The organism is Marinomonas sp. S3726, assembly GCF_000967665.1.
Classification (GTDB): domain Bacteria; phylum Pseudomonadota; class Gammaproteobacteria; order Pseudomonadales; family Marinomonadaceae; genus Marinomonas.
This window is the reverse complement of sequence record NZ_JXYC01000006.1, coordinates 93,409-110,749: the sequence shown is the minus strand read 5'-3', so window position 1 is coordinate 110,749 and position 17,341 is coordinate 93,409. Positions and strand designations below refer to the sequence as shown.

General features: G+C 38.0%; 17 protein-coding genes. 3 read left to right on the top strand and 14 right to left on the bottom strand.

The window, feature by feature from the left end; genetic code table 11:
• Positions 1 to 34: 34 nt before the first annotated feature.
• Together TW85_RS05915 and TW85_RS05910 are read right to left on the bottom strand one after the other, a co-directional pair.
• Complete coding sequence (locus tag TW85_RS05915) at positions 35 to 646, bottom strand: LysE family translocator (protein WP_046016174.1); 612 nt, start codon at positions 644 to 646, stop codon at positions 35 to 37.
• Position 647: 1 nt separating this feature from the next.
• Complete coding sequence (locus TW85_RS05910) at positions 648 to 851, bottom strand: hypothetical protein (protein ID WP_046016173.1); 204 nt, start codon at positions 849 to 851, stop codon at positions 648 to 650.
• A 248-nt stretch (positions 852 to 1,099) separates the two neighbouring features.
• Here TW85_RS05910 and TW85_RS05905 point away from each other — a divergent pair, with 248 nt between their 5' ends.
• Complete coding sequence (locus TW85_RS05905) at positions 1,100 to 2,533, top strand: PLP-dependent aminotransferase family protein (protein ID WP_046016172.1); 1,434 nt, start codon at positions 1,100 to 1,102, stop codon at positions 2,531 to 2,533.
• Positions 2,534 to 2,641: 108 nt separating this feature from the next.
• Here the strand turns inward: TW85_RS05905 and TW85_RS05900 are convergent, their stop codons facing one another.
• The 4 genes from TW85_RS05900 to TW85_RS05885 form a co-directional block, all read right to left on the bottom strand.
• A complete protein-coding gene (locus TW85_RS05900; protein WP_046016171.1) occupies positions 2,642 to 3,673 on the bottom strand; it encodes an oxidoreductase in 1,032 nt (343 codons plus the stop codon).
• 179 nt (positions 3,674 to 3,852) lie between these two features.
• Positions 3,853 to 5,748 carry a HAMP domain-containing methyl-accepting chemotaxis protein gene (locus TW85_RS05895; protein ID WP_046016170.1) on the bottom strand — a complete coding sequence of 632 codons (1,896 nt, stop codon included), beginning with the start codon at positions 5,746 to 5,748 and terminating at the stop codon, positions 3,853 to 3,855.
• Positions 5,749 to 6,136: 388 nt separating this feature from the next.
• Positions 6,137 to 6,427, bottom strand: coding sequence for a hypothetical protein (locus TW85_RS05890; RefSeq protein ID WP_046016169.1), 291 nt, complete (start codon positions 6,425 to 6,427; stop codon positions 6,137 to 6,139).
• 180 nt (positions 6,428 to 6,607) lie between these two features.
• On the bottom strand, positions 6,608 to 6,883 hold the full coding sequence (locus TW85_RS05885; RefSeq protein ID WP_046016168.1) for a DUF1330 domain-containing protein: 276 nt from the start codon (positions 6,881 to 6,883) through the stop codon (positions 6,608 to 6,610).
• Between the two features lie 163 nt (positions 6,884 to 7,046).
• Here TW85_RS05885 and TW85_RS05880 point away from each other — a divergent pair, with 163 nt between their 5' ends.
• A complete protein-coding gene (locus TW85_RS05880; protein ID WP_046016167.1) occupies positions 7,047 to 7,949 on the top strand; it encodes a LysR family transcriptional regulator in 903 nt (300 codons plus the stop codon).
• A 278-nt stretch (positions 7,950 to 8,227) separates the two neighbouring features.
• Here the strand turns inward: TW85_RS05880 and TW85_RS05875 are convergent, their stop codons facing one another.
• From TW85_RS05875 to TW85_RS05845, 7 genes are all read right to left on the bottom strand, one after another.
• Entirely contained in the window at positions 8,228 to 9,145 is a 918-nt protein-coding gene (locus TW85_RS05875; RefSeq protein WP_046016166.1) for a sugar kinase, read from the bottom strand.
• A 121-nt stretch (positions 9,146 to 9,266) separates the two neighbouring features.
• Complete coding sequence (locus TW85_RS05870; protein WP_046016165.1) at positions 9,267 to 10,454, bottom strand: L-dopachrome tautomerase-related protein; 1,188 nt, start codon at positions 10,452 to 10,454, stop codon at positions 9,267 to 9,269.
• A 73-nt stretch (positions 10,455 to 10,527) separates the two neighbouring features.
• Positions 10,528 to 11,178 (bottom strand): RraA family protein, encoded by a 651-nt coding sequence (locus TW85_RS05865; protein WP_046016164.1) that lies wholly within the window; start codon positions 11,176 to 11,178, stop codon positions 10,528 to 10,530.
• A gap of 29 nt (positions 11,179 to 11,207) precedes the next feature.
• Entirely contained in the window at positions 11,208 to 12,173 is a 966-nt protein-coding gene (locus TW85_RS05860; RefSeq protein WP_162197493.1) for a C-terminal binding protein, read from the bottom strand.
• 7 nt (positions 12,174 to 12,180) lie between these two features.
• Entirely contained in the window at positions 12,181 to 13,215 is a 1,035-nt protein-coding gene (locus TW85_RS05855) for a DctP family TRAP transporter solute-binding subunit (protein WP_046016163.1), read from the bottom strand.
• Positions 13,216 to 13,233: 18 nt separating this feature from the next.
• Entirely contained in the window at positions 13,234 to 14,520 is a 1,287-nt protein-coding gene (locus TW85_RS05850; protein WP_046016162.1) for a TRAP transporter large permease, read from the bottom strand.
• 3 nt (positions 14,521 to 14,523) lie between these two features.
• Positions 14,524 to 15,036: a TRAP transporter small permease gene (locus tag TW85_RS05845; RefSeq protein ID WP_052701919.1), complete on the bottom strand. Its 513-nt coding sequence runs from the start codon at positions 15,034 to 15,036 to the stop codon at positions 14,524 to 14,526.
• 143 nt (positions 15,037 to 15,179) lie between these two features.
• On the opposite strand from TW85_RS05845, the gene TW85_RS05840 reads away from it, so the two are divergent.
• The gene (locus tag TW85_RS05840; protein ID WP_046016160.1) at positions 15,180 to 15,842 is read left to right on the top strand and encodes a GntR family transcriptional regulator; all 663 of its coding nucleotides are present in this window, start codon (positions 15,180 to 15,182) and stop codon (positions 15,840 to 15,842) included.
• Between the two features lie 253 nt (positions 15,843 to 16,095).
• Here the strand turns inward: TW85_RS05840 and TW85_RS05835 are convergent, their stop codons facing one another.
• Positions 16,096 to 17,058, bottom strand: coding sequence for an aldo/keto reductase (locus tag TW85_RS05835; RefSeq protein WP_046016159.1), 963 nt, complete (start codon positions 17,056 to 17,058; stop codon positions 16,096 to 16,098).
• Between the last annotated feature and the right edge of the window lie 283 nt (positions 17,059 to 17,341).

Below are 17,341 nucleotides of genomic sequence, written 5' to 3'. Positions count from 1 at the left end.
GGTTAAATCTAATGGTCAGCCACTAAGGATATAACTAATCTACCAGAATGAAAATCAAAGTTGCTGCCGTCATCATCCCCATAAACCAATTAAAGTTACGTTTACGCTTTACCGAAGTGAGCCACTGTCTAATCGCCACACCAAGACCCGCCCAAAGACTAATCGCAATAAAGCCCATGGTTGCAAAGGCTATCAAGATCCAGATTCCAGACTGCCAATACATGTCCCCTGTTAGCGTAAAGGTACTCACACTACCAATCGCCATAGTCCAAGCCTTAGGGTTCACAAACTGAAATAAGGAGGCCGAATGCAAACGCATGGGTCTGGCTTTTACATCACCCGATTGCAAAGCATTGTCATCCGTTGGTGCGTTAGCAATCTTCCATGCTAACCATAACAAATACAGACTACCCACAACCTTAAGCACATCATACAAAACAGGGTAAAGTTCAAACGCCGCACCTAAACCAACCAGCACAGAGCTAATCAGACACGCCATACCTATTATGATGCCAAACATATGTGGCAAGGTGCGTATGTAACCAAACTGAGCACCCGAAGCCAGCAACATTAAGTTGTTAGGCCCTGGCGTTACCGACATCACAAAAGCAAATAAAGCAATGGCAAAGAAAAATGACAGCTCCATATTAATCCTCCTTACCTTTTGATTGTCGTTTCATCACATCATGTAATAGACACCATAGATTAGCCTTTTTCGCTTCTTTCATCGCAGCCTGAGGTGCAATCGCCACATCTTTTAGCTGCGCTTGGCTTAAATGGCAGAGTTGACGGCGTGTTGAATAAGTTTTCATTGCGCCTTGGATATTGTGAAATAAAGCAATTAATAGCATCGTCTTCTCCTTCTTGTCTCATACATTATGATTACCCACTTAAATTACTAATAAATGGGGTTTGATTAAGTGAACTCAGTTTAAAAAATATTCAAAAAACAATACAGACCCAAAAACACCTTATTTAAACCATACAGATGAAGTTAAAATTGCCCTGTATTGTCTTTTTAAACATCATCTGTATTGGAATAAATAGAACATCTTGATTAATATTCAAGCTAACTTCCCTTTGATAACAGACAGTCACTATGAAACTCTATCAAAAACTGGCCAACGAATTACGTGAGCATATCCAACAAGGTTACTTTCAAACTGGCGATAAAATGCCCTCTGTCAGACAGTTAGCAAGCCAACATGAGGTGAGCATTTCCACAGTACAGGAAGCCTATCGTCACCTTGAGATGGAGAGTTTGGTAGAGGCAAGACCTAAGTCAGGTTACTTTGCGACACCTAATAGCAACAACCATAGCTTGCCCGAGGTTTCACGACCGCCACAAAGACCTATGGAAGTGTCACAGTGGGAACAAGTACTCACCCAGCTGATCAACAGAGAGAATAAAGGCAATATCCAGCTACAACACGCTATGCCCAATATGGATAGCTCTTCACTAAAGCCTCTCCTTAAAAAGCTTTCAGACCTCACCAAACACAACATTAGCGATAGCTTATCTTATGGCGATGTGAAAGGAGCGTTAGTATTAAGAGAGCAACTGTGTCGTCTTGCTTTAGGTTTTGGCTGTCACCTTCATCCTAGTGATTTGGTTGTCACTTCTGGCTGCCAAGAAGCCTTATCCGTTTGCCTAAGAGCCGTTGCTGATGCGGGTGAAATTATCGCCATCGAATCCCCAAGTTTTTATGGTTCGATCCAAGCAATTAAAGCCGCCAACCTAAAAGCCATTGAGATTCCTACTCACCCAGTAACAGGCCTTAGTTTAGAAGCGCTAGAACTGGCTCTTGATCAGTGGCCTATTAAAGCCATTCTCGTTACACCAACCTGTAACAACCCTTTTGGCTACACCATGCCAAACGAGAACAAACAAAAGCTTTATAAGCTGGCTCAAAGTTATGATATTGCCATTATTGAAGATGATATTTACGGGGATATTTCTTACCAATTCCCAAGGCCTAAAACAGTCAAAACCTTTGATGAAGACGGCCGTGTCATGTTTTGCTCCTCTTTTTCTAAAACGATCGCACCAGGCTTAAGAGTTGGCTGGATAGCACCGGGGCGTTATCGCGATAAAGTGACTCATATTAAATATGTCAGTAATTCTATGTGCCCAACTTTGCCACAGCTCGCCATTGCTGACTTTATCAAAACAGGGGGCTATGACAGGCACATAAGGCGCTCTCGCCAAGAATACCGTCAAGCCAGAGATCACTTTATTCAAACACTTAACAAGTATTTCCCAGCGGAGACAAAAATCAGCCTCCCAGAAGGGGGGTTTATTCTATGGGTTGAGTTACCTAAGCATATCGATGTGGTGAAGCTCTCAGAGGAATGCCAAAAGCATGAGATCAATATTGCCCCTGGTACACTCTTCTCAGTCACAGGGAAGTACAGACATTGTATGCGCCTTAACTTTAGCGAAAAAGATATGAGAACCCGAGAAGACGGCATACGAAAACTGGCTTTCTTAATTAAACAACAAGAGGCAAGTCTAGCGTCTGAAACACATTAAAGAACCTAAAAAGCCCAATTTCATACAAGGTATAAAACTGGGCTTTTTAAAACAGATAACTTAAGTGAAAAGCCTTTAGATAAAAGCCTTTTCACTATAAAAAAGTCCTTAGAAGTTCACATCCAACCTCTGACCTTGTGCTTCACTTTCAAGGGCTAACTCTATCAATCGAATGCTATTCAAGCTCTGTTCAGCCCCCATAGGGTCAAAATCACCTGTACTGATTGCCTTAGCCAAATCAGCAAAGAAGTTCTGATAACAGCCTTTTTCTGTTGGAATTAGCTCAACATTTTCGTCATCGTAAAGTTTACCAAATTCAGTTAACTTCTCGGCACCCCAGTTATCACCAAGAGGCAGCTCTCCCGCTCTCAAACAATCTTCTTGAGGGTCCAGTCCATACTTAAGGTAGCTGGCCTTATCTCCCTGTACTTGAAACCTTAAGTTAGGCCCAGAGCAAAATAGGTTAGCAACTAGAATAACTTCTCGTTCTGGATAATGCAGGGTTAAATGGAAATAGTCCGTTGTACTGCCTCCTTTACGCATTACCTTACAACTGGCACTCAGGCTTTGCGGTAAACCAAATAAGGTTATTACTTGATCCAAAAGGTGTGGCGCTAGATCATACAAGATACCACCGCCATCAGTTGCTACTTCACGCCAACGCTGCTGTACATTTGGACGAAAGCGATCAAAGTGAGACTCATAGACTCTAACCTCACCTAATTTTTCTTCCTCTATCAGACGCTTAACCGTCAGGAAATCACCGTCATAACGACGGTTCTGATAGACACTCAATAACAAGCCCTTTTCTTTAGCCAGTTTGATTAGCGCTTCACCATCTTGCGAGCGAGTCACAAAAGGTTTTTCGATTAATACATGCTTACCATTCTCCAACGCTAACTTTGCTAAAGCATAATGCACGTCATTGGGTGCAGTGATAATGATTAGGTCAGCCTCTGTGTTCACTATCATCTCATCAGCACTTTGGTAATGAGAGACCTCTGGCCAATCCGCCAGTACCGCGTCTTTCTTGGAACTGCTCACAGCCACAAAACGAAAAGCGTCTGTAGTCGTAATAAAAGGAATATGAAATGTTTTCGATGAGAAGCCATAACCAACAATGGCCGTTTTAATGCTCATGTTTTAATCCTGTTTGTGTGCTTAAGTTGCTGTTAAGACAAGCGTTTAAGTTAAGGAGTAGAGATAACTAGTATCTCTTATTTACACCAAAAAAGCAGGATAAAAAATAGAAGATTAAAATAGAGGTAAAGCCTATCAGGCCTTATGAGGCTCGTCCTTGAGCCAAGATAAACGTGATTCTAGGCTTGCTGTTCAATATTAAAAACGCTGGTTTTCTTATCCAAATGCTCAACCAGTTGGTAAATCTGGTTAGTGTTGTCTGAAATAATAGTAATAGAATCTGTATCTACTTGAAGCTGCTGGGCAATTTTATCCATATCATCATTCATCAAAACAGCCGTTTTGGATACCTCTAAAATAGACTGGGCCATATGGTTGGCAGATTCAGCCCCTGTTTTAGCTAGGCCTTCAATTTCACGCATGACCTTTTCTGCTTTTTCACCAGACTCTTCAATCGCCAAGAGGTTCTCTTGACCTGTCTTCATGGTGGTAATGGCAGAATTGGTTGAGTTCTGAATTGTACTGACGATATTTGTTATCTTAGCAGTCGCATCCACGGTCTTTTCAGCGAGAGCACGAACCTCATCAGCCACCACAGAAAAACCACGACCGGCTTCACCTGCCCGTGCCGCCTCAATGGCAGCATTAAGTGCTAACAAGTTTGTTTGCTCAGCTAAATCATTAATCATAGAAATGACGCTATCAATATCTAATGATAACTGACCCAACTCATTAAGTTGCTCTCCTGTTTTATTCACAAACTCAGTGGTTTTAGACAGATTATGAAGCGCTTCCTCCATTGTCTTAGCACCACTTTTAGCCGACTCATAGGTATCTTTCGACTGAGCACTTAAATTATCCGTGGTATCTGAAATACTCGAAATATTATTAGAAATCTCTTCTGTAGCAGCCACTAAAGACGAAGTTTGAGTATTGATAGATTGGTTACTGTCAGCAATATTGTTTACTGCGAGATGTAAATTGGCGACCTTTTCATTCACATCCGTTGTGGTATTTACAACACCACTTACCACGTTATTTAAGCCTTCAGACATATCATTGACCGAGCCACATAAGGCATCGAATTCATCATTACGCTTGTTATTAATCGAGAGCCTGACATTAAGGTCACCCTCTTTTACTTTTACCAAGTCACTAATGATTTCACTTAAGGTTTTATTCACGCTCTTACCTATTGCCAGCATGATGACACCAGAGAATACAGCGACCAAAACACTCACTAAAATTAAAGTATAAATCGCATTATCAAAGCTCTTATTGGCTAAATGTTTTGCCTCTGCGTTTAAGCTACCTAGGTATTCAGAAACAGAGACCCTATTGTCGACAAACTGTTTTTTCTGACCGACAAAGGCCTCTTCAGCAAGATGGGTCGCTTCGTTTTGCTGAGTCAACTTACCTATCTCAGTAAGATATAAATTAATATTGCCACCAAACTTTTCCTCTAAACCAAAGTTCTGAATACGTTTTATAAAGCCTTGAAAAGTCTCTTCAAATAAAGCCAGATTATCTGGTGTGGTTTCAAAAATATAAATTTTCTCTGCTTCACGAACCTTAATAAATTCACGTTTTACCAAGCTTAAAAATGCAATTTCAGCCAAAACAATATCACCCTGCACTTGCACCTGATTCTTGATACCAGACTTACTATCAAAACCTAAGCTATGCCTCTGCTCAATAATATTGGTTAGGGAATCAGAGTATCCCATCAAGCTAGTCTTAGTACTCTCAAGCTCAACCCGGCCTTGCTCAGTCTCTATATTGGCAATGTCTAATTCTAAACTCTCTAAAAAAGCGACTTTGTTCGCGTTAATCGCTTCTACATAAGCCGCATAATTCTCATCATTGAGGGATGACATGCCGTCATGTTTTTCCATCATAGAAAAAACTAGGGAATCTAAATTACTTTCGATATTGGACAAGGTTTGCAACCGATCAGAGGCTGCTTGTTGGGTATTCAAACCATTGAGGGAAACTAAGGTAACGACGATGAAGCCACTTATTGTACAAAAAAGTAAAATAATGAGCTTTATTCTAAAACTAAGATTCTCAAACATACTCGTACACCTATTTCATCTGCTAAAAGATTGCGATTAGCCAGAAACATCCATGTAGGGCACTGATAAAAATAATAATAGTTCAAATCAGCATAATGTGAAGTTAAGCAGCTTTTTGTAATCTATACGTAATCATTTTGTCTAAAAGCGTCTAAAGCATAAAGTTAAGCTTGACCCTGAAAAATAATATTATCTCGGCTAAAAAGCTTAAAATTGCTACTAAAGTAGGTTTAATTCATCAAAAATCTATAAAAATAAAAATAAAAAATGAGATATATGCTTAAAAATCTGTTTACAAAAAGTAATAGTTACAGCCTTTCAAGAAACACCAAGTATTGTGATTAGCAATAAGGGGGGGGAAAGCCGAAGTGGCAAAAAGCTCTGATGGCTATTTTCTAGCATGAGCCAGTTCACGGTTTTCAACAAAGGTATAGCCACGCCATTCATAAAAAGGCATTTTTCCTTCTTCTATCAAGGTGATTAAAACATCATTAGGTAGGCCTTTTGCCTGAACATAATCTTCAAACAAAATAGGGTTATTAATATGCAAGCTTGCCTCTTGTAAGCCTAAGGTTCTGGCTTCTTCTAAGGTCGCTTTTTGGCTTTTCGTGCTCTTGGCCATTTTTAGCAGCAGCAAAATAGCTAGGGCAACAAGTAAGAGTAGGATGAGTTGTATCATGTCAGCTTCCTATGGTTTGAGGAATACGAGATAAAGCCTCAAGTTTTACAATCATCGCCCATAGTAACCTATGTCGCAATTGAGCCTGAACATTATTGAGCCTCAAGCATCTACTCTCTTCATTAATATCATAAAGAGAGTAGGTAAAAGGGAGCCGTTAGCGGTTTCGCGCTTATCGCGTTAGACCAGGTGAAACTGACTCTTCATACCTTTTTCACGCTGTGGAATAAGCGCCTGATATTCTTCACTCTCGTACCAGTTACGAGCAGCGTCTTTATTTGGGAACTGAATAACCGCTTTTTTCCCAAAAGCAGCGTCACCGTGAAGTACTTCCACATCCCCTTTGGTAATAAAGTGCCCATCAAAAGCAGCAAGCGTTTTCACGGCTTGCTCACTGTATTTAGCTAGCTCTTCAAGGTCGATTAAGTTTGATTCAACAATCACTAAACAAGTCATTCGTATTACTCCTAAGTGTTAAAAAGCGCTCAAAGCGCGATAAAGTTGACTTAGTTTAGAAACACAAAGATTATTAAACAATAACCATAAAATAGACTCAGTGTTTATATTTATGAACAATAAAATCAAAATGAAAAAGCATGTACACAGAAGCATAAAATCCATGAATACAATTAAACTTGCTCCTCTCTTACTTATCTTTGTTGAAGTAGCCAAAATGCGCTCTTTTACCCAAGCAGCTAAAAAGCTAGGTATGAGCAAGTCCGCGATTAGTCAGCAAATTAAACGGCTGGAAACCGCAACAGATCAGCAGCTTTTAGTAAGAAATACTCGTGGCGTGGTACTGACTTCAGTTGGCGAAAAACTCCTAGCGAAAAGTGAGTTACTCAGCGAACAATTAAGCATGACACTCACAGAATTAGACAGTGAAAAAGAACAGCCCAGTGGCAGTTTTCGCGTATCAGTCCCGCCCTTTTTTGAGAAGAATATTGTCGTGCCTGCCATGGCTCAGCTGTGTACTGAATTTCCGCTAATCAGCCCTGAGATATTGGTAAACGGCCGCTGGCAAGACTTAATCGAACACAACCTAGATGCCGCTATTTTTGGAGGAAATCTAAAAGACTCTAACTACCGTGCTTTATCTATAGGCAAAGTAAGCGAACACTTTTGTGCATCACCTCGTTACCTGAAACAATTTGGCATACCTAACCGACTTAAAGACCTAGATAAACACAGGTTTATTGCCACACCTTGGCAACAAAACAAGCTACAACTTTTAGATGTAAAAACAGAAGAAAGCATCTCACACCAAGCAACACATTATGCTAAAACCAACACCCCAAATACCGCCCTAGAGATGGTATTAAATGATATGGGCATTGCTATATTGCCAGAGTTTCTCTTACAACCCCACCTTCTAGAACAAGAGCTTGAACTCCTGTTACCAGAGACTAGAGGAAGAGCTTGGCACTTTTATTTTTTGCATCAATTTATGGCCGAAAAGCCCGCCCATGTGACACGCTTTTACCAGCTAGTTGTGCACTACTTTCAAAAGAGGATACGGTAAATAATAGTTTTGCAGCTTAAAGTTAAAGGTTTTCAATCACCTCAAATACCGACATGATTTTTATATAAGAAGATAATAAGATTCTGCTGTTAGAAAGTATTATAAATGCCATATTTAAAATAAGTTCAAATTCTTATATTAAACTTTATCTTCCCAATTTTTTTCAATTTAAAAAAGCCCTTGTTACAGGGCAAAGAGAGTAGAAAGTCATTTCGAACCCTATCAATAAGTTATTACAGAAAGGCTCTAACTTAGTTTAAAAACACAATGCATGAAATTTAAAAACTAGGCTTCATAAACAACCTCACCTCCTCTGTAGTTGGCATTGGACTAACTGCACCATAATTTTGAGTAGAAATAGCTGCGGCTGTATTTGCATAAATAGCAGCACTAAAAGGATCATCTCCTGCAACTAATCTTGCTAAAAATGCACCATCGAAAGTGTCACCTGCTGCAGTTGCATCAACAGAGTCCACTTTAATACCCTGAATGAGCTGTCGATTTGTCTGGGTTGCAACCAAACACCCTTCACTTCCCAGTGTTAAAGCTACAATTTTTGCACCAAGCTTCATATAAAAATCAACAATTTGATCTGGATCTCTTAACCCAGTTAACTGCTGTGCATCATCTAAACCAGGCAAAGCAATATCACATTTCTTCATTGCTTCATGTGTTATAGATTTAGCTTTATTTAAAGACCAAAGCTTCAAACGTAGATTAGTATCATAAGAAACTAAGCCCCCAGCTTCTTTAACTATTTCTATAGCTCTAAAAATTGTATCGGCAGCAGTATCTGAAATCGCCTGACTTATTGCTGAAACATGCAGAATTTTTACTTTCTTCAGCTCCTTTTCAGGAAGATCTAAGGGGCTCATTTTACTTGCAGCAGATCCCTCACGAAAATAGCTAAACTCATGACCTTTTTCAGAATGAGTCACGAAATAGACTCCTGTATGTGATTTTTTACACACTTTTATTGAAGATGTATCAACGTTTTCTTTTTTCCATAACTCTTTGAATGATTGTCCAAAAGAGTCATCTCCAATCAAGGTAAAATAACCTACTTTAGCACCTTGGCGTGCAGCAGCTATTGCACAATTAGAAGTGTCACCACCGTGTCCCGGAACATAATGACCATTCTCCATTTGATTAAATTCTAATAACGGCTCACCAATGCATAGTATTTCAGTCGACATGATTTTTTCCTGAATCCAAAAATTATTAACTTTATTTAAAAGCAATACTTATTTTATTAATCAAATAAGGGTAATTTATTAACTAATGATTAATTTATTAAATAATCTAAATTTTAGTTTTTTATTTAGAGGTATAGCTTTTTCCTACATTATTAGCTTTCCAAATTATAAAGTTTGATTCTTTTGGATTATCAAAATTCATATCACCATCAACCCAAACATTTAAATTATTTGAAATAATGTAGAGAGAATTATCAGGCCCCCAAGATAGTGTGTCTGGCCAATTCATTTCTGGATTATGTATGAATCGTGAAACTTTTCTGGTTGAAGTGTCATATTTCATCACTCCATCTAACGACAAAGCAGTCATATATAAGTTACCAGCATTGTCAGCAGTAATTCCGTCAGTATTAGAAGGCAATATGGTTTCTAAGGTTACAGAGTTTTCAATAATTGTTGAATTAGAAGTAGGATCACGCAGTATTTCAGTAGGTAAGCTATATAGGGCATTTCCTGTTAAGTTCGTCCAATATAGTGTTTTGTAATCTGATGAAAGTGTTATCCCATCTGCTCCGGTTCGCATTTTTCCATTTTTTAATACAGCGCGATCATCTATATTAAAAAAGAAATTTGGATCATCATTAGTAAATTTTGACTGATCTAAAACCCTTTTAGCAGCCTTTGTATTACTATCATAAACTACAATTCCGCCATGTAATGGATTACAGAAAATTCCACTATCAGAAATATAAGCAATGCCTGAATCATTATCTACAGAAAGGTCATTTAAAAAAGAACATTTCTGGTTTGCTTCGTTTTCTGTGAATACATACCTTTGTACCTCTTTATCTTTTTTTAAATCCCATAATATTAATTTAGCATCGCCTTTAGACATTTTTCCACTAATATGGCCCTGATCTAAAATCCACATAACATCATTTCTATCGATTTCAAAACCAAGAACAGATTTTAAACCTAAAGGATTCGATGGGTTATTTAATGATTCATTTGGGAATGCTTCTAATTGCCATTCTTCCTCATTTTTAACAAGTTTTGAAAGAGTAGATGGAATACTTTTTCCTCCCCACCTAGCGGTGGATACATATATATCTCCTCTTGAGTCTACTTTCACTCCTTGAACAAGGGCCTTCCCATAAATATCACTTTTTTCCCATAAAGCTTTGACTTTATTATCTTGGACTTTGTAGGGAAGGCTATTCCATTCTATTACTTTTTCTGCATTTGCCTGTGCTAGAATAGATTTCGATAAAAAAGCACAAAAAACCATCAGGATAATTTTTTTATTCATAGTTTTTTCTCACGTTTTTTTATTATTTTGTATCTTCGTAGTGTTGCAGCACTACGAAGGTACTCTCATTACTTTAAATACGGCCGTACTTAGCTAAGCCCTCTCTTAAAGAGCCACTCTCTAAGATCAAACGAGCCTGTTCAGCCTCTTTTAAATCAATCTCTTTAGCTAATGCTAATACTTCTTCAGCGTCGTCTTTTGGAACGACTACTACACCGTCAATATCCCCTACAATGATATCTCCTGGATTCACTATTACCCCCCCTAAAGATACTTCAACATTTGAGGCGATTGTCTTAATTCTTCCAAGAGTTGTTCCAGGACGAACAGCTCTAGAGTAAACAGGAAAATCAAAATCTCTTTTGATTTCAACTAGATCACGTACCCCACCATCTAATACAGCCGCTTCAAGCTTATTAGCTACTGCACCAGCAGTCATCAGGCCACCCCAAAGAGCAACATCTGTAGTCCCATTAGTTGAAATGACAATTACCGATCCATCTTCAGCTTCATCAATTGCATCTAAAGCATGCTCAGGAGGAAGAAATTCAACTGTAGGCCCTTCCAAGACAGTAACCGCAGGACCAACAATTTTCTTTTCATTAATTCTTGGCTTATATTGCTCAGGTAGAAACCCTGTATGCCCAGAAACTTTATCTACAGCATCAGCAACTGAAGCAGTTGCTACTGACCTGAAACCACTAATTAAGTCTTCAAAATTCATAATATACTCCTAATATATTTAATTTAATTTTATGGATTTACCCAAGAGTTAGGTTCTTTTCCAGTTAAAATATCATAAGCACACTCTGCAGCCTTACGTTGCAGCATCTCTACTGAGCGCTCGGAATACCATGCAGTATGGTCACTTACAATAGTGTTTGGTGCAGATAAAAGGGGGCTAACAATAGGTGTTTTTTCTGACTCAAATACATCTATTCCAGCCCCAAATATTTTATTTTCGCTAAGTGATTTAGCTAGAGCTAGCTCATCTATCAACCCACCACGAGAAACGTTAATCAAAATTGTCGTTGGCTTCATAAGATCAAGCATTTCTTTATTTAAAATATGATGTGTCTCTTCCGTTAAAGGGGCATGTAAACTAATTACATCCGATAAAGAGCAAAGATGAGGTAGTTCAACTTTTTCAATATCATTTTTGCTAGCTACAGATTCAGAAAGGTATGGATCAAACGCAATAACCTTTGAGAAACCTAGAGCCCTAAATTTTTTAGCGCTCTCTAATCCGATCTTTCCACATCCAATTAAGCCTAAAATGGCTTTATCTCTAGATGGAATAATCGCATTTTGACCAACCCCCCAAACACCCTCGCGAACTTCTCGATCTCGTGTACTTATTCTCCTTTGTATAGATAGATAAAGAGCTAAAGCATGCTCACTAACCTCTATCTCTGCACCGTAGTCAGGAACGTTAGCGACATATATGTTCTTAGATTTTGCATAGGGCAAATCTATATTGTCTACCCCTACTCCATAACGAATAATCCCCTTTAAATTTGAGCAAGCATCAATTTCATTTTTTTTAAAATTACTCTCCCTCAAAAACACAATATCAGGATCTATCGCTCTCAACTCTTCTATCACATTAGAGTCCATACTCACCGATATCATTTCTACATTGAGATTAGCCAAAATGGATAATTCAGTTTTATAGGAAGAATAACCGGGCTCGAGTACAACAATTTTTGACAATTTCATAGTTAACCTATTTATTAATAAACTCATTGCGATAATCTTGAACTGCGGCATCAAGTTTGTTTGGCCATTCCTCACCAATTTCTTGGACAATAAACTGCCTTACAACAGGTTGGGCCAATTCTCTAAATTTAGCTTTATCTTCAGGACTTACTGGCACTACTGTCATCCCTTTATCAGAAAGAATTGCAGCGGCATTAGCATCTTGAGATGCAGTCATTCCTCTGTGAATTACTTTTGAAATAGTAGCGCATTGATTTACAGAGCTTTTTTCATTATTTGACAGGCTGTCATAAAAGCTATCGTTCATTAAATACGCATGCCAACTAAAAACATGCCCATCCAATGAGACATATTTTTGGTGTTGGTATAACGAGGCATTAACAATATTCGTTACACCATTTTCTTGCCCATCTACTACTCCTTGCTGAAGAGCACCAGGTAATTCAGGCCAAGAAACAGGAATAGCTGAAGCGTTTAAACTCTCAACAAGTTTTATCCAAACCGGAGCAGTCATAACGCGAAGCTTTAATCCTTTCATATCTTCAGGAGAAGAAACTGGTCGAACATTATTTGTAAAGTTTCTAACGCCATTATCAGCGACTCCAAACATTCGAATACCAAGTTTCTTACGCATATCTTCAGCCATGCTCTGCCCAAATTCGCCATCCATAACTGACCACGCCATAGCTTGGTCATCAAATAAATATGGCATTGCTAATACCGAAAAAGGTTTGTATGCAGCAGAGATTGGTCCATCATGAATTGCTGCCATTTGAACAACGCCAAATTCCAGACCTTCCATAATTGCAGTACCACCACCAAGTTGAGATGCGGGATAAATTTGTACGTCTATAGAGTTCGATGTTTTTCCTTCTACACAGCTTTCAAAAGCTAAAGCTGCTGCATGTTTAGGAGATTGCATATCCGCTGATTGAAAGTGTGCATACTTTAATACCTTCGAGCTTTCTGCTGCAGCGGTTACTGCCGATAAAGAAAGAGTAATTGCAGCGGTTACATTTATTACTTTGGATATTTTTTTCATTATTTTCTCCAGATGTTATTAATTGCTATAACCCAATACCTTTGGGATGAAGGTGCTGATCTCAGGAATGAGAATAACCAGCAAAAGAACAAGGATCTCTGCAAACAATAAGGGTAAAATTGCTTTAAAAAGCCCTTCTAATTTAAGCTGACCAACTGTTGCAGTGACGAATAAAACAGGGCCTACAGGCGGAGTTATCATTCCTATGGTGAGGTTAAGAATAAGCATCATGCCAAAGTGAAGTGGGTCAATACCTGCGCTATAAGCTATCGGGCCAAGTATAGGAGTCAGTATTATTAGGGCAGGAAGAGTATCAATGAAGAAGCCACAAATTAGAGCGAAGCCAGCTAAAATAAAGAGAATTGCTATTGTATTACTCGTCAGACCACTAATAGCTGATGCTAATTGTTGTGGAATTTGTAAATAAGTAAGCATCCAAGCAAATATTGACGCCATTGCAATTATTAGAAAAACAGAAGACGTAATCACTGCTGCCTTAGTAAAAGCATGATAGACAGAATTAATAGATAGCTTCTTTTTCGCTACACCAAGCATTAATGCATATGCTGAAGCAACAGCACCAGCCTCTGTTGGAGTAAAAACCCCGAAAATAATTCCGCCTAAAATAATACCTGGCATAATCAAAGCAGGAGCGGCTTCAAAGAGAGCAACCCGTAGCTCTTTTAAAGAAGCCTTATTACTTCTGCCTTTATAATTATTTCGTTTAGAAATGATATGATTAGTTATTGATAGAGCAGCCCCTAGCAATAGGCCGGGGATGATTCCTGCTAAAAATAGCCCTGCAACCGTTACTCCACTTGTTGAAATAGCAAATATCACAGCAAGTATTGAAGGAGGGATTATTGGCCCTATTGTGGCAGTAGCTGAAGACAAAGCACCTGCATAATATTTGCAATAACCAGCATTACGCATCATTCTCATCACTATAGCTGAAGGACCTGCTGCGTCAGCTAATGCTGACCCAGAAATACCAGCAAAAAGCATCGATGTCATTACATTTACATGACCTAAGCCCCCTTTTAAATGACCAACCAATGCATTTGCAAACCTTAGTAAAGAGGTTGTAAGCCCACAAACAGCCATTAACTCTGAGGCTAATATAAAAAAAGGAACAGCCATTAATGGGAAACTATCAATACCATTAAATAGTCTTTGTACTGCTATTAGCGGGTTAACTACATCGAAAGCAATAATTGAAACTAAACCAGCTATCCCCATTGTGAAAGCAACGGGTACACCTAATATTAGCGTACAAAAAAATAATATAATTAATGTTTTTGTCATAACTTAACGCTCCAATTCCTGGTTGGTATCAATACTTTCTTTTTCAAACTCAAATTCGTAACGAGTAAAACGTTTTGCGAAAAATATAAGTTGTACTAGAAAAATAAAGCATCCGATTGGAATGGATAAATAAGGTATTCCTCGTGAAATCCCTGTGGCCATTGTTTCTTTATTCCAGCCAAATTGAACGAACTCCACACCTAGCCATAGAACGGTTGACATGAAGACAAACATTACAATGACTATTAACCAACGAAGGACTAATTGAAAACGTTGAGGAAGAATATCTGGGAGTATAGTTATAGATACTAACCGACCTTGTCTCAAAGCAAGACCTGAAGCAGAAAAAGCACAAAGAATCATCAAGTGACGTGCAACCTCTTCAGCCCATGAAATTGAAACCCCAAAGCCATATCGACCAATCACATTTACAAAAACGATAGAAAATGTGATTCCAAGCAAAGCTGCTATGAGCACTTTATTAGCAGATGTAATTAAATTTTCGATTCTTTTCACAATAGTTCCAATCTTTAATTTTTATTGTCCTTATAGACTGGCATACAGTATGCTAACTCGTCAATCATTGTTTTTTTTCAAAAGATTAAATTTCGAATACAAAATTAACGTATAGTTAGAGTTATTTTTTTCTGGAGTGTTAAATGAGCTCGATAGTAAGGCCTAAATCATTAACAGAACTTGTTACTGAAAAGTTAACTGAAGACATTATTTCTGGGAAACTGAAGCTTGGAAGCCAGATTTCTGAAGTAAAAATTGCTAAAGAATTTAATGTAAGTCGAACACCTGTCAGAGAAGCTATCAATAGATTAGAGATGGAAGGGTTAGTTACAGTTGAACCCCAAAGAGGAACTTTTGTATTTTGCTTAGAGCCTGATGAATTAGCTCAATTATGTGATGCACGAACATGTTTAGAGTCTGCTGCTTTAATATCTGCAATACAAAATAACCCTAAAGATTTTTCAAACAGTATTAGAGAATGTACAAATAAAATGACTTCTGCTCGAAATGAACAGAATGATACAGAGTATTTAATATTAGATTCAAAGTTCCATCAATTATTCTTCGACCACTCTGGAAATCGTTTCTTAAATGATGCTTATCAGACAATTTCTCAAAAAATGTCAACAGTTAGGAATATGCTAGGAAGACATCCCGATCATATGTCAAAAAGCTATAAAGAACATTTAGAAATTCTTACTGCAATCGAAGAAAAAAATGAAGAAAAAGCTTTAAAAATCTTGCATTTACATATTGATAGAAAAGAAGGTGAATATTGGTCAGCAGAAACAAAAAAATCAATTTGATTTTTTTGTTTGATTTTCATACTAATTAATATTTTTAAATATTTACTAAATTCAACTTAATACTCATAAGTTTACTGCTCTACTCTAGTTAATGGTGTTATTCAGTTATTTAACTGATATTAGTGTTCATAAAAAATATAATCTTAGTCTAATAAACTAAATCTCTAACAAGAATAAAATACAATTTTAATAAAAAACCCCCATGACTAATATACGTTAGCCATGGGTAAATATTAGTATAAAGCCAGATTAATTAAACTAGAGTTCCACCTTTAAATGCGCCAACTGGGGCTATTTCATTCAACTTTGCAAGTGTTTCAGGTCGAAGATTCACTGATAACGCTTGTAGGTTTTCATCTATACGAGTGATTTTTCTGCTTCCTGGAATTGGTATGATGTTATCACCCTGAGCAACCAGCCAAGCGAGAGCTAATTGGGCTGGAGTGATACTATATTCCTCAGCGACCTTTTTGATTTCTTCTAATCGTTGTAGATTATTAGTAAAGTTCTCTCCTTGCATCTTTGGATTGTTATTACGAAAGTCATTTTCTTCCAGTTGCTGAACCTGACCAGTTAAGAAGCCAGCGCCAAGTGGTGACCAGCAAACAAGCGATGCGCCAATTCGATTAATTGCAGGTAGAATATCAATTTCAGCTTCTCGGCGGAAAAGAGAGTACTCATACTGAACTGCCGTAATTGGGTGTATTTTATGCGCCTCAATAACTTCCTGAGCGGTGACATTAGATAGTCCAATAGCTTTTACTTTTCCAGCTTTTACTGCGTCCGCCATTGCCGATACAGTCTCTACCAATGAGGTTTGAGGGTCTAAATAATGTGCGTACACAAGATCAATACAATCAACACCAAGGCGCTTGAGGCTATTGTCGATAGCACGCGTTACATACTCTTTTGTGCCATTAATGGTTAAAGGGAACCCCCAACCAGTGTCGACTGTGCTGCCGGTTTGATCTTCTTCGAAAACAAGACCAAATTTGGTAGCAATAAACGCTTTCTTATCAGCTTTCATCAGCGCTTGTTTAATCAAATCTTCATTGTGGCCACCACCATAAGCATCAGCAGTATCAATCATCATGCCCTTATCAATAGCATACGCCAAAGTTTTTATAGCGGCTTCATCTTCACTTGCACCATAGTACCCCTCTAGCCCCATAGCACCATAACCAATTTGTTTAACTGCTTGAAAATTGTTACTCATATTTCTGTCCTCGCTAAAGAGTTCTATTCAGTTCGTAATTACATTTTAGGGCTTTCATTGATTAGTTCTAGGTGATGGATACCTAATAGACCGTTAGGTAATAACTAACAACATTCAATAATTAAGTTTATTAATGTGAATAAATATCTAACAGACTGTTTGGATAATTCAGCCTTATGTAGATGCCACTTACTGAGTAGATTGTTAAAGCAAATTCTTAAATCTGAGAGGGAAAAATTTAATGATCATACGTATACTTTCATTTCGACACTTTCTACTAGCT